Source organism: Bifidobacteriaceae bacterium, assembly GCA_031281585.1.
Lineage (GTDB): Bacteria > Actinomycetota > Actinomycetes > Actinomycetales > WQXJ01 > JAIRTF01.
Map to the genome: position 1 here is coordinate 1 of JAITFE010000104.1, position 14,624 is coordinate 14,624.

Annotated in this window: 5 protein-coding genes; 4 read left to right on the top strand and 1 reads right to left on the bottom strand. The window is 66.1% G+C overall.

Annotation, left to right across the window (positions count from 1 at the left end; all coding sequences use genetic code 11):
* Window positions 1-317: hypothetical protein (locus LBC97_11745; GenBank protein MDR2566699.1), on the bottom strand; the 317-nt coding region annotated here is incomplete at its 3' end.
* A 558-nt stretch (window positions 318-875) separates the two neighbouring features.
* On the opposite strand from LBC97_11745, the gene LBC97_11750 reads away from it, so the two are divergent.
* From LBC97_11750 to LBC97_11765, 4 genes are all read left to right on the top strand, one after another.
* Window positions 876-2,852: a sensor histidine kinase gene (locus tag LBC97_11750; GenBank protein MDR2566700.1), complete on the top strand. Its 1,977-nt coding sequence runs from the start codon at window positions 876-878 to the stop codon at window positions 2,850-2,852.
* Window positions 2,849-3,556, top strand: coding sequence for a response regulator transcription factor (locus LBC97_11755; protein ID MDR2566701.1), 708 nt, complete (start codon window positions 2,849-2,851; stop codon window positions 3,554-3,556). The genes LBC97_11750 and LBC97_11755 overlap by 4 nt, the downstream gene beginning before the upstream one ends.
* A gap of 223 nt (window positions 3,557-3,779) precedes the next feature.
* Complete coding sequence (locus tag LBC97_11760) at window positions 3,780-13,292, top strand: Ig-like domain-containing protein (GenBank protein MDR2566702.1); 9,513 nt, start codon at window positions 3,780-3,782, stop codon at window positions 13,290-13,292.
* A gap of 196 nt (window positions 13,293-13,488) precedes the next feature.
* Complete coding sequence (locus LBC97_11765; protein MDR2566703.1) at window positions 13,489-14,496, top strand: AraC family transcriptional regulator; 1,008 nt, start codon at window positions 13,489-13,491, stop codon at window positions 14,494-14,496.
* The last annotated feature ends 128 nt before the right edge of the window (window positions 14,497-14,624 follow it).

Below are 14,624 nucleotides of genomic sequence, written 5' to 3' on the forward strand. Positions count from 1 at the left end.
AGATAGTCGCAGAACATCCGCAGCGTCATGTGGTAGCCGCGGATGGTCGACAGCGCGAGCCTGCCCTGGCCGGAAGTCAGCGACACCGTGAACTCCTCGACATCGGCCGCGGTCCACTCCCAGGGATGGCACTGCGCGAACTCGCCGAACCGGCGCACCAGGTTCAGCCTCGAACTCACCGTACTACCACCGAGCATCCTAGAGCGCTGCTGGTTCGCCCAACCCGCCACCATCGCGTCGAACACCGCCGCCGGCTCGTTCAAATAGGTGACGCCGGACGCCAACTCCAGACCCGCCGAACCAAGATGACGCTCCACCAAACCCCCACACTAGACGCAACAATGATGCGTCTAATGCAACCGCACCGGCCAGGCGAGCGTCAAATCAACGGTGTTGGCACACTCCCGGAGGGGGCATAACGTACCGCATCACGACCGAAATGATGCATCTGCTGCAATAAATCCTCTTCAACCTCGAGATGCCAGACGTGTGGGTCCGGGTCTGGGTCTGGGTCTACGCGGCGAGGGCGTGAGCGGCCCGAAGAAGCGGCATTGTCTGCGGTCTTGTGGTCGAGCGCGTGAGCGGACCGTACCCGCGCCTGCCGCCTGGTTGGCGTGGGCGCGAGCGGCTCTTGCCATGTCGTGGGTGGCGTCCGCGAAGTCTTCGAGAGCATGATTGTCGCGATGAACCTTCACACCGATCCGGTGGCTCACGGGTCAGGCGGCCGGCTTTCGACGCCTCGCGCGCCTGGGAAACGCAGGCCCGGCGGCCGCGCCGCTGCAGCGCGCGCAGTGACCGCGGCCAGTCTGCAGGGCCCGCCAAGCGGCGTTCGCGGTTCGGATCTGCCGCAGACTGGTTGGCGGCGCGCGCTTCGGATGAAGAGCGCCAGCATCGCGGCAAAGGCAGGCGCTAACTCGAAGACGCATGCGGTCGTCGCTTTCGGACTGGCCGTCCTCAGCGGCGTCGCCTTCGGCTTGATCTCCATTCCTTTCGGCACTGATGAAGTGTCTGCGGTAAACGGCGCGGCAGACCTGCGCGCAGTCCTCGCCGAAGGTCGGATCGCGCAGGTGGTCTCGGGCTGGGAGAGCTACCCCGGCGAGCTCTACACGCCGGCGGACTTCGCGGAAGGTGTCGCCCGCGACCTGGTGAAATGGGAGAACGGGTACGGCGTGGGTGATTCCTTCGGCACCCACCGGCTGGTCCTTCTGCTGCCGCCGGGAGAAGCGGTCGCCTTGAGCTTTCCCTCGGTGGACCACGCGACCCGGGTGTACATCGACGGTGAACTCGCGGGAGAGGTCGGGACGGTCGGCGCGACCAAGGAAACCACCACGCCGCGCGTCGCGGAGTGTTACTTCATTGTCACGGATGAAGACGGCCGCGCCGAGCTTGTCCTGCAATACGCGAATTTCCAGCACAGGCGCGGCGGCGACCCGCCAACGCTGACGATCGGGTCGCCGCAGGACCTGCAGAAGGTGGCGCGTCAGGCGGTGGTCTCGCAGACGCTGATCGCCGGACTGCTGTTGGCCGCGTTCTTCTATCACCTCGCCATGTTTTTGTTCTACGCGAGCCGCCGGGCGTCCTTGTATTTCGCGCTTCTCTGCCTGGCGTTCGCGATCCGAGCGATAGTGCCCAGCCTAATAACCGAGCGCTGGCCCAACTACGATTGGCCGTCGCTGCTGCGGGCGGACTATGTCCTAATGTTCTCCGGTGCCGCTCTGCTCATGCTGTTCTTCCGCAGCTTCTTCCCTGAGCTTCTCTCAAGGCGAGTCCTCTGGACCGTTGCCGCGGTGCTGGCGCTGTACGACCTGGCCGTCCTGGTCTTGGACACGGCCCAATCGTCATATTTGCTCGTGTTCGTCCAGCCGTTGTGTGTCTTGGCCGTGGGCTACATAGCAATCAAGCTGGGACTTTCACTGAGGACGGGGGGCTTGGAAGTCCGCCTTGCTTTCGCGGGGATCGCCTTTTTCCTGGCAACGGCCTTGAATGACGTGCTGTACCTCAACAAGCTTCCGAGCCTCGGAATGAACCTGATGCCTGCTGGGATCGCCGTGCTCACGCTGGCGTACACGGTCATCTTGACTGTTGATTTCGCCCGGAGCCGGCGCCAGCTGACGGCGGCGAGGATCAGCGAAGAGAGGATGTCGATGGACAAGGCTGCCCTGGAGGCGCAGAGCCGGCTGAAGACCGAGTTCTTGCAGGACATTAGCCACGAGATGAAGACGCCTCTGGCCGTCGTGTCCACGAGCGTCCTCAATGCCGACGACTTATTGGACTTCGGTGGGGACAGGGACGAGATCCGCGGGAGCCTGCGCCGGGCGCAGGCAGAGGTCATGCGGATGGCGGCCATGGTGGACGCCGCGATGGCATTCTCATCCGCCAATGAGGCTGGCCAGCGGATGGAGGCGCTCGACCTCGGCGGTCTGCTCAGGGCGGCCGCTGACGCTTCTCGTCCCTTGCTGGAGAGGCGTGGGAACAAGCTGGCGCTCGAGATCCCGGCCCGGCTGCCGCCGCTGTGGGCAGACCACGAGGGGTTGTCGCAGGTCTTGTCGAACTTGCTGTCCAATGCGAACCGGCACACTGAAGGCGGCCGTATCGAGGTAACCGCGACGTGCGGCGAAGCGTCGGTGACGGTGACGGTCCGCGATGACGGGGAAGGGGTGGACGATGCCGTCCTTCCACGCGTGTTCGACCGCGGCGCTTCGACCGGCGGGACCGGCTTGGGACTGGCGATTTCCAAAGCGGTCATCGACGCTCACGGCGGGCGGATCTCGCTGTCGAACAACCCCGGCCGCGGGGCATGTGCCGAGTTCCAGCTACCCATTCCGGCCAACGGGGATGAGGCTCAACGTTGAACGGGAACACGAGCGGAACAACGGACAGGCCGGCGGCGAACGGGGTCACCCTGCTCTTGGTCGAGGACAACCCCGCCGTCCAACGCAACAACCGGGCGATCCTCGCCAGGCGCGGCTACTCCGTCCGGGAGGCGTCGGACTTGACGCAGGCGCGCGCAGCTGTCGCGGAGGAGGAACCGGATGCGATCATCTTGGACATCATGCTGCCGGACGGCAGCGGACTCGATTTCCTGACCGAGTTGCGCCGCGGTTCCCGGATCCCGGCGTTGATGCTGACAGCGCTGGGAACGCCGGCAGACATCGCACGGGGATTGCGCGCCGGCGGCGACGACTACCTGCCGAAACCCTACGATTTGGATGTCTTCTTGGCCCGGGTCGAGGCGCTGCTGCGCCGCGCGAGGCAGGTGCCGGAGTCGGTGGTGGCGGGGCGGTTGCACTTGGACGTCACGGCGGGCCAGGCGTTCTGCAACGGCGCGGATCTGCTGCTGACGCAAAAGGAGTTCGCTTTGCTGCTGCTGCTCGCGCAGAACGAGAACAAGACCCTGGACGCGGAATACCTGTACGAGAGGATCTGGAAACGGCCTGCGGTTGGCGACACCCAGGCAGTCAAGACGGTCGTGTCGCGTCTGAGGGCAAAGCTCGCCCGGACCGGATACACGATAGTCGCCGCCCGCGGCGAGGGGTATCTGTTCGAGAAGTGGTAGTGCGGCACGCGCCAGGCGGGGTAGCCCGCTGCGAAGGTGGCGTTTTCGCAACCTTCAGCCTTCGCTGCTGCGCCAGCGGCTAGCTTTCCTAATAGCTTCGGGCTCCGTCACCCTGTGCCTGCCGAGCCGCGTTGTCGCGCCCCGGTGAGCAGATGGGGGCGGCACCTAACCCCCGGAGTCCTGCGGTGCCCGCAGAAACGGCGACAAGGCAAGGCGGTTGGAAGTGGAACAGTCGAACAGGCGCGGCGCGCGGCGCCGGATAGCGGCAATCCTGGCCGGGGTGATGCTGGTACCGGCGGCGCTGCTGGCGTTCCCGCCCGAGGCGGCCGCGGCGGGGCCGAGCAACGTGAGTTCTGTGTCCAACGACACGTTCGCGGCGCTCAGCCTGCAGACGGACACCGGCGATGTGGAGGCGATGATCGCGTCAGGGGCGCCCACAACGGAGGACCCGATAGCGCTCAACACGGTCTCCGAACTGTTCGTGGGGGCGGCCGGGAACGTCTACGACTTCACCAGCCAAAGCCCCACGGGCCTGCCGGCGGCGACGAAGACCATCAAGTCGTCCTTCAGCGGCGAGAACACCCATGTCCGCAGCGTCGCCTTCGACCCGGACGGGGACGCCAAGAAGAACTACGTCGCACAAGTCTGCGGCGTCAGCGGGTCCAAGACCACGAGCCTCTATCTGAACGCCGTGGACGGCACAACCGGGAAATCCTCCTCGACGGCGATCGGAATGTACTCGTTCCCCATCACTTATCACGACGCGGGCGCGTTCTTGTCGATCACGGCGGGCGACTTCGACGGCGACGGCAAGGACGAGGTCGCGGTGTTGACAGCCGGGGCCGCAGCCTATCCGGGGGGACCGAAGGTCTTGCCTGGTCCGCAGGCGGTGGAGATCTACCGCGTCGACACCGCCGGCAACGGGTCGTTCACGCTGCTCAAGTCCCAAACCGTCCAGAATCTGACCACTGGCCGCCAGCCAGCGGTGCCTTTTCTGTACGACGGTGAATACGAGTCCGGCAGCAAGGCTTACGAGTATTTCTCCGTCAACCTCGCAGCCATTCCCGCAGCTGGCGACGCGCGCGACGCGCTCGCCATAGCGGCCAGTTACACGCGCCACGCGGAAAAGAGCAAATACGCCACGGCCGCCAGGGGAAACAACACCTACGGAAGCTCCGTCATCTCGTTCTGGTACGACATCGGCGGCGACAGTGAGCGGCTTGCGACCGAGGCGCTGGAGGACCGGTGGTCGAGTTCCTACGGCACCGACGATGCCGCCAACCCGCATTTCGAGCAGATGCTCTTCCCGTCCGTCGCGGCTGGTGACATCAACAACGACGGCGCGCCGGAGGTCGTGGTCGCCGGCTATCGCATCAAGGAGGCGGCCTCGTACCACGGAAGCCGCAGCCTCGACAAGGAACGGTTCCTGATCACGCATTACGCCTACGATGGGACGAACTTCGCCAAACAGGCTCCCATGCAATGGGTGGACATGAAACGCGGCGGGGCGCACGGTAGCGCCGCCGATCTGGGCAACGGCATTTTCAACAACTCGGGCGACTACGGGCAAAACCCGCTCGCCCTGACGATCTTCGCAGAGCGCGGCTCCGCCTACGCCAAGTCGGTTTTCGCTGGCGGCTATGTGCTGGCCCTGCCCGACCCGACAAGGGCCGGCCTGGGCGACACCTCCGAATACGCCATGGGGATGTACGGCGGCTACGACACCAACCCCGACCAGTTGGCCGCGGGCTCCTCCGACCCGAACGCCGTGTTCCGCATCCGCTACGCCACTCCCCTCTACAGCTCGATTGACGCCAATCGCAGCAGCGCGCAGAACAGGGCAGTCGCCGAGGCCGTGGCCGGCAACTTCACCAACAACCCGGATGGCCGCGAGCAGGTGGCGTTCACCTACTTCATCAAACGCCAGGGCTCGGCCAAGTACGACGCCGACCTCTGTTTCCTGTACCTGAAGGGCCAGGCGACAGACGAGGTCGAGAACGCGAACGGCGCCATTCCCTCCGTCGTCGCGTTCTGGCACAACCTGGTATACAACGAGACGAAGGCCGCTCCGTTGACCGTCGCCGCGCCGGACGTCCACAACGACTCGACCATCGTGAAATACGACAAGGCCAAGGCACCCGCCTTCTACTTCTCCGACCCGCAGATCTCCGCGGTGCTGCAAGCCGCCCCCTACTTCGGCGAGCTTCAATACGACGGCTCGCCGGACACCGTGATCACCAGGACCAACGGCAAGGACGAGACCCTGGATCACGCGGTGACTGTCACCGCCGGCACGCTGTTCGGCATCGACGTCGCCGTCTCCGGCGGCGCGGGCGCCAGCGTGGAACTGTTCGAGTTCGAGTTGATGGCCAAGTTCTCCGCCTCGGCGGGATGGCAGAACCAGACCACCTACACCCATTCGACCAGCACGAGTTATTCAACCGGCTCGAATGACACCGTGGTGCTAACCATGACGCCGTATGTGCGCTACTACTACCAGCAGTGGAACCCGGGCGCCGGAAAATGGGAGAGCGCGTTCGTCGACGTCCCCTCCGCTCCGCGCCTGAGCCAGGTGTCAGTGGACGCCTACGACCGGATAGCGGGAGACAACGGCTGGCGAACGATCCGCGACAGAGTTTTCGGCGGCTCGGTCGCCGGGGATCCGGGCACCTACGGCAGCGCCATGCCTGAGACGTGGAACATCTACGACAAGAAGAACGCCGCCCGCGAAGTCTGGTTCGACACGAACGGGAACACCGGAGCGAAGACCAGGTCGATCAACCATGAGCAGAGCCACGGCAACGGTGTGACCTGGGGCGCCTCGGTCGAGCTTGAGGGCACCATCAAGGTTGTCGCTGGCAAGGGCGGCCTTCACGGCGGCGTCGCCTACACGGGCGGCTACATGTGGAGCCAGTTCGAGGCCGTCAACTACGAGGGCACCGTGCCGAACATCGCTGACGCCGATGCGGCGACCTACGGCTTCGAGTGGGACTTCGGCACCTGGTTCACCAAGATGTCGGACAGCCGGGAAAACGTGCGGATACTGTCCGATTACCTGGATAACACCGACCAGGACCACGTGAAAGACATCGTCGAAGAGCAGGGCCTCGACACCCTGGTGTTGGGCTACCGTGTCAAGAACGCGAAGCGGCCGCCCAAAGCGCCGGAAGTCTCCGTGGACGGCACCACCGAGGATTCGGTGACCCTGGCGTGGAAACCCGTCGCCTCGCCGGACGTCGTCAACTACGAGGTCGGGCAAATCGACCTTGGAGCGACCTATCTCATCGCCACCGTCGACCAAGCCACAGGCGGCGTTTTCCGGTACACCGACAGCCCGCTACTGTCCACCACCACCTACCAGTACGTGGTGCGCGCGTGGGGATACTCCAACGGCACCCTGGTCGCCGGTGCGTGGAGCGACCCCGTCTCGGCCAGAACCAACATGACGGGCGTCACGGCAACCGTGGCCCCGGACCCTCTGGAACTAAGAGCGGGGCAATCCGGGACGTTCACCGTGACGCCGCCCACCGGCGCGACAGGCGTCGCCTACCAATGGCAGCACCGGAAAGCCAGCGGCATGTGGCAGGACCTGACCGGCGCGACAGGGGCGTCCTTGACCGTCGCGGACGCGGGAATCGCTGACGAGGGCGAATACCGCTGCGTTCTTGAGGGAAGGATCTTCGGATTGAACGGGATGACCGTCTACAGCGACGCCGCCACGCTCGCCATAGTGAAACTCGAGACGCAAACGACATTGGCAGTGGCCCCGCAAACCGGCATCGCCTCCGACACTACGGAGACCTCCGCGACAGTGGAAAGGCCGTATGCCGCCCAGGTCTTGCTGAAGTGGGGAACGGGGTCTTACGAGTTGTTCACAAGCCCCGAGATCGTCAACGCCAGCGGCGACAACCACATCATCCTGAAAGATGACAACGGCTACCATGTGCTCGGCGCTTTCGAAAACGGTGTGACCGCCACGAACAGAGGCACCACACCAACGCTGGCCGATATCCAGGGCATCATCGACGCCGCCCAAAGCGGCCAGCAAGCGGGCTCGAATGACTTCGGGACGACCGTGCCCGCTGATATGACCCAATGGGTGGTTCAGTGGGAAGCCGACAACCCGGGCTACTACTTGCAGATGAGCACGGCGATCAGCCAAGTCGCGCCCAGGTTCTACAACTACACAGACGGGAAATCTCCCTATGGCGACTCCTTCACCCCTGAGATTCTGAACGGCGAGCCCGACGAGATCGTGACGGGGACCTTCAAACTCACCGACACCTACACCACGCCGTCGCAGACAAGCGAGCTTTACCACGCAAGGTTCGACGGCTGGTCCGCCGACCACCGGCTCTACGTGACCGATGTCCCCAGCGACTTCTACATCGCGGACTACCCCTATCCCTACCTGTACACCCTGTACACGCCTTACGGCAACACGAGTATCGCTGGCGACGGCACACTGGTCTACCCAGACACAATCGACTTTGTCGACTGGGACCGCCTGGCCGGCAATCAAGGCACCAATGTCCTGGGCTACAGCAGCGTGGACGACCAACGGATCGACTCGAGCAGTCTCCTGGGTCTCACGGTCCCCATGACCGGGTCGCTGCTTGAGAGCGAACTTGTCACCACGCCAGGCGACGAGGTGACGCTCACCGCGACGCTCGCTGGGAAGAACCACACCGAAACACCAAGAGGCACTGTCATCTTCACGGTGAGCGACAAGTCTACGGGCGCAGTTGCCGCGCGGCTCTCCGGAGAGTTGGACGCAGGCGGACAGGCGACAGCGACCTTCACCGCCCCCTACGCCGGCAGCTTCATAGTCACAGCGAACTACGGCGGCAACGACCAGTTCTATCCCAGCAGCGACAGCTTCAACGCCTACCACGCCTCCTCTCCCAGCAAGTCGTCGTGGCTCACGCTGAACCCGGACAAGACCGCCATCACCTACGGCGAAGAAGTGACGTTCGCGCCCGAGCTCTGGACCATGGTCGCAGGCGGAGCACCCACCAGCGCGGTCGTGGCGTCCGCGGACACCGTGTACAGCGTGACGCTGGACGGCGAGGACGTGAAACTGCTGGATGAGGGCTCCGGAGCCAGCAGAATCCCCGGCGCGATGAACGTTCCCGGCGTGTTCACTCCACGCGAAAGCGGCGTGTACACGGTGACCGCAAGCTACACGCCTGTGGACGAGATGTACACGGCATCGGCCGTCATAACCGTTGCGAAGAAGACCCTGACTGTGACGGCGGGCTACTCTGGGCCGGTCACCGCCAACATGCAGGTCCAGGGATACGACGGCCTGTACGCGTCGTTCGACTGGACCGAGACCATCAACGCCACAAGGATAGAGGGACTGGCGCCTGGCGACTCTGCGGGCGGCTGGCTGTTCGCGTGCGAACTGGAGACAGCCATGCCCGGCCTTGGCGTCTTCAGGCCCATCGGAACGCACACCATCAGCGTGCGGCCAAACGAGACCTGGGCCGCCGCCCACGCCGAGCTGGCCAAGAAATACGATGTCGTATTGGTGCCGGGGACGTTCACCGTGCTGCCGCCGTTCTACAGCATCACGTACAACGCGGGGGCGAACGGCGCGCTGGCGGTCTCCACCGGCGGCGGCGCGCCGCTGGCGACCGGCGCGACGGTGCCCTACGGGAGCGCGTTGGCCTTCGTCGCGAACCCCGACCCCGGGTTCGTCGTGGACTCGTGGACGGTCACGGTGGGCGGCGTGGACCGGTCAGCCGACTACAGCGCGGTGAACGCGATCACCGTGGACGCGACGGGGGACGTCTCGGTGGGCGTCGCGTTCGCGCAGAAGACCGCGTTGGTTTTCGCGGACAGCGACGCTTACGACATTCCGAGCTCCACTGTGGGGTTGGCGGTCTCGCCGGTCGATGTGTCTGCCGGCGTGTCGGGCGGAGTGCGGCCGTACACGTTCGCGGCAACCGGGCTGCCGGACGGGGTGTCGATCAGCGCGGAGGGCGTCATCGGCGGCACACCGCTCTCTGCGGCGGCCGGCGGCACCGCCGCCATCACGGTGACTGACTACGAGGGCTCGACGGCTAGCATCGAGATCGCGTACGGGTCCGCCTCCGCCGCGCCGAACCCAATCCTCGGCGGGAGCGCCACGATCGACGGCACGCTCCGGTACGGCGAGACGCTGACAGCGGTGACCGCTGACCTGGCCTGCACGCCGCCCGTCGCCGACCTGGGAACGCTGGCATACCAGTGGCGATCCCTTGAGGGCGGTGCTTCCGCAGACCTGCCAGGCGAGACCGGCCCCACCCACGCCATCACTGGGGACGACATCGGGAAGCGCATTTCCGTGACCGTCTCGGCAGCGAATTGCGCCGACGCCTATTCCGCCAGCCAGATAGCCAGCGCGTGGACAGACTTGGTCGGCAAGGGCATTCCCGCCAACGCGGCCGGTTCGGCGGGCGTTACCTACGCGGGCGACGGGTTCGACCTGACAGCCATCGGCGGCCTGTTCACACTGGATCCAGGCGCCGGCGCGCGGACGCACACCATAGAGGCGGGCGGAACAGGCGAGGGCATGATCGGCCCGGACGGCAAGACCCTGACTGCGACCAGGGCGGGCACGTTCGCCATCGGCCTTGAGACTGCAGAGACGGCTACCCACGAGGCCGGTTTGAAGACTGTCGCTCAACTGGTCGTGGTCAAGGGCGCCCAGGCGGCTCCCACGGGTCACGGCGCCGCCGACGCCACCACCCACGGCGGCAGCGACGGCAAGATCACGGGCCTGGCGGCCAACACGACCCACGAGTACAGCAAGGACGGCGGTCCCCACTCGGCGGCGATGTCGAACGCCGCCGGGGAGATCACCGGCCTGTCAGCGGGCGCCTACACGGTGCGGTTGGCGGCGACAGACTTGTACGACGCGAGCCCGGACTCGGCGCCCGTCGCCATCAGCCATCCACCGGCGCCTGACACCACCCCGCCCACGGGCGAGATCGCCATAGGCCTGAACCAGTGGAGTTCGTTCGCGGGCAACGCAGGGTTCTCGGTGTTCTCACGGAACGCCCAGACAGTGGTTGTCACCGCGGACGATGACGTCGCGGTGGATTCCGTCGAAGCCTTCACCTCCGGGACGGCTTATGCGTCCGCCGCCGCCATTCCCTCCGATGCCGCCTGGGTGGCGTACACGGCACCGTTCGCCCTGCTTCCGGACGCGAAAGTGTATGTCTACGTGAAGATCACCGACACTTCCGGCAACGCCACCTATCTGCGTTCGGACGGGATAGTGCTCTACACCGACTCGGCGGCGGACACGGCGGCCATATCCCACACCAAGGGCACGGGCCAGGACAAGGCCGCCACCGTCGTCTTGAACGGCAACACTGTCGCAGGCGTCAAGTCCGGGAACGACCCACTGGCCGCCGGCTCCGACTACACGGTGGTTGCCCAGCAGGGTGCCGCGACCATCACGTTCGCAGGGGCGTGGCTGGAAAGCCTCCAGCCCGGCGAGCACACGCTCGAGATCCGCTACAACCCGCAGGGAGAGGCCTACGTTAACGGTCCGGGAAACGACGAGCCTGCCACAACCGCGATCCTGCTGACGGTGACCAGCCCCTTGGGGCCCGCCACCTACACGCTGATCGTGAATAACGGGACCGGCGGCGGCGACTACCCGGCTGGCGCTCAGGCGGCGATCACCGCCGACGCGCCGCCCGCAGGCAAGGTCTTCGACCAGTGGACAGGCGGAAACGGCGGTGTCTTCGATGACGCGACCAGCGCGAACACCATTTTCACGATGCCCGCCAACACCGCCGCGGTCACCGCCGCCTACAAGGACGCGATTGTCCCGTTCGTCCCGGTCGCGGGGATCACGGGGGTGCCGGACACCGCCACAGTGGGGACGCCCTTGACCCTGTCTGGGACGGTCGAGCCGGCCAATGCCACGAACACCGCTGTCGCCTGGAGCGTCAAGCAGGCGGGCAGCACCGGGGCGACCATCAGCGGCGACACGCTGGAGACGACGGCACCCGGCGTCCTAGTGGTCACGGCGACGATCTCGGGCGGCGCGGCGCAGTCTGCGGACTATGCGCAGGACTTCACCATCACAGTGGTGGCTGGCGCTCCCGCGCCCAGTGCCGAAAAGGACGTGGTTAGCGTCGGCTCCCCGCCCGGGGCGGTCATCGGCGTGGACACGATAACCGGCAACGTGCCCCACGGGACCACCAGCTTGACGATCGACCTCGCCGTGAGCGCAGGCGCGACTTGGAGGCTGTGCGGCGACGTGGGATGCGCCAGCGAGATCGCGGACAAGACGCTGTCGCCGCTCGCGGAGGGCGACAACGTGGCGTATGTCGAGGTGACCGCCGAGGACGGCACAACCAGGACCTACCGGCTCATCTTGACCCGCGCAGCGGCATCGGCGGTGCTGGTCACGGGCATCGACGTGACCAGTGCGGGCGGCGCAACCACCATCACAACCGATGGCGGCACGCTTGCCCTCCACGCGACCGTCACGCCCGCCGACGCCACGAACAAAGCCGTCTCTTGGACCTCGAGCGACACGGCTATCGCGGCCGTGGGCGCGGACGGCACGGTCGCCGCAGTCGCCAACGGCACGGTCACCATACGCGCCACAGCGCAAGACGGAAGCGGCGTGTGGGGCGAGATCACACTCGCAATCACTGGCCAGTCGGGTGCGCCGGTCCCGTTCGTCCCTGTCTCAGGGATAACGGGCGTGCCCGACACCGCCACGGCGGGGGTGCCGCTGACGCTGTCCGGCACGGTCGAGCCTGTCGGCGCCACCAACCGCGCCATCGTGTGGAGCGTGAAATCGGCGGGCACCACGGGAGCGACGATCGCCGGCGACATCCTGGAGGCGACGGCCCCCGGCGCGCTCGTGATCACAGCGACTGTCGCGGGCGGCGCGGCGCCGTCTGCGGACTACGCGCAGGACTTCGCCATCGCGGTGGCAGCCGGGCCACCCGCGCCCAGTTCCGACAAGGACGTGATCAGCGTCGGCTCTCCGAGCGGGGCGGTCATCGGCGCGGACACGATAACCGGCAACGTGCCCCACGGGACCACCAGCTTGACGATCGACCTCGCCGTGAGCCCAGGAGCGACTTGGAGGCTGTGCGGCGACGCCAGCTGCGCCAGCGAGATCGCGGACAAGACGCTGTCGCCGCTCGCGGTCGGCGCTAACACCGCGTGGGTCGAGGTGACTGCTGAGGATGGCACGACCAAGACGTACCGGCTGACCGTGACCCGCGCGGCGGCATCGGCGGTTCCTGTGACGGGTATTGACGTGACCAGCGCGGGCGGCGCGACCACCATCGCAACCGATGGCGGCACGCTCGCCCTCCAAGCGATCATCACGCCCGCCGATGCCACGAACAAGGCCGTCGTCTGGACCTCAAGCGACCCGGCCGTCGCGACGGTCGAGGCGACCGGAGCGGCCGCCTCGACTGCGGAGGGGAACGCCACGGTGACCGCCGCCGCCAACGGCACGGTCACAATACGCGCCACGGCGCAAGACGGAAGCGGGGTCTCGGGCGAGATCACACTCACAATCTCCGGCCAGAAGGACGCCGACGATGGTGGCGGCGGGAATGGCAACGACCCTGACCCCGGTGCCGGTCGCCTGCCTTGGACTGGCGGGGGGACGGTGCCCGCCGCGAGTCTTGCGATCCTGTTCCTGGCGCTCGGCACCTCGATGATTCTGGTGTCGCGCAAGCGGCGGCAGCACACACACCGGTAGCACGTTGTGCGGGCGGCCCCGCCAACCAGACCGACACGGGGCCGCCAACCGCTGTGGCCGGGGAGGAAGATGATCGTTTTCGGGGGGATGCGGCAGTCGGCCGCGCCTGTGTCGTGCGGTACATCCCGGATGATTTCGCGCGGCGCAAGCCCAGCGGGGACGGGCCGGTTCGGGGGATGACCTCGGATTGTCCAGGGTGCGGAGTGCCTCCGACGGCATCTGGAACCGGCGGGTTGAAGTGGAGCCAGGAGCGCCGTTCAGCGGTCAGGCGTTGACGTTGCGGCGAGCCTACGCCCCGGCGGCCTATGACTGGCTCGAAGTCATCGTCGTGTTGGAGGGCACCGGGCGGTGCCATCACGGAAAGGAAGGGCCGGATCACCTCAAGCCCGGCGCGGTGGTGTTCTTGAGGCCGAACGTGCCGTGCGTGGTCGAGCCCGAGGGGCAGATCGTGTTGGTCAGGTTGTTCTACGCCGCGGACTTCCTGCTCCAACAGGTTCAGTGGCAGTATTCCGATGAAGTGCCGGATGAATGGGCCGCCCGTGTGATGGCCGAGCGTTTGTACCCGCAGCCGTCCCAGGTCGTAACGGTCGGCGAAGGAGCCGAGTTCGACATCATCAGGGAGGCTCTCTCGGACTTCGCTCAATTGGTGAGCGATAGGCAGGTGCTGGCGCGGTACTACCGGGCGTTGTCAGGGGCGACCGCCGTGTTGGGGGTTGTTGTTCCAAAGCTGAGCCGACGAACAGCTGAGTCGATCCAACGGCAGGCCGAGTTGGCGCGTCGGCCGACGCTGGCGTGCATGGCCGCGATCCGCCCGACCCGTGAGGAGATCCGCCGGGCCAGGGAGTGGATCGTCCGGCACTTCTCCGAACAATTCACGGTGGCGGAGTTGGCGAAGATGACCGGCCTGTCGCGCCAACAGTTCTCCAGACGATTCCGGCAAGAGATCGGGAAGACGCCGATGACGTTTCGTGACGCGGTGCGCGTCCGCCAGATGGTTTTCTTGCTGATCGAGTCGTCGCTGACGGTCGCTCAGGTGACCCGCAAGGTCGGCTGGGGGAAGACTGACCACGCGATCAGAGTGTTCAAGGCGGCTGTCGGGGTGACGCCGGCCGTCTACCGCAAGCGCTTCTGCGATCACCTGTCGACGGACAGGTACCCCGATGCGCAAGCGTCATACCCAGATCCGCTCGTGTTCGAGCACTAACCCTTCCTACCCGCCGCGCGTTCGGGCTTGATGACAGAGCGCGTCCAGGCCGCCGCGCATGTCCCGAGTCGACTACTCCTTCCGCGACAGGGCCTGGCCGCGCACTTCGAAGGTGTTCATCCGACCCC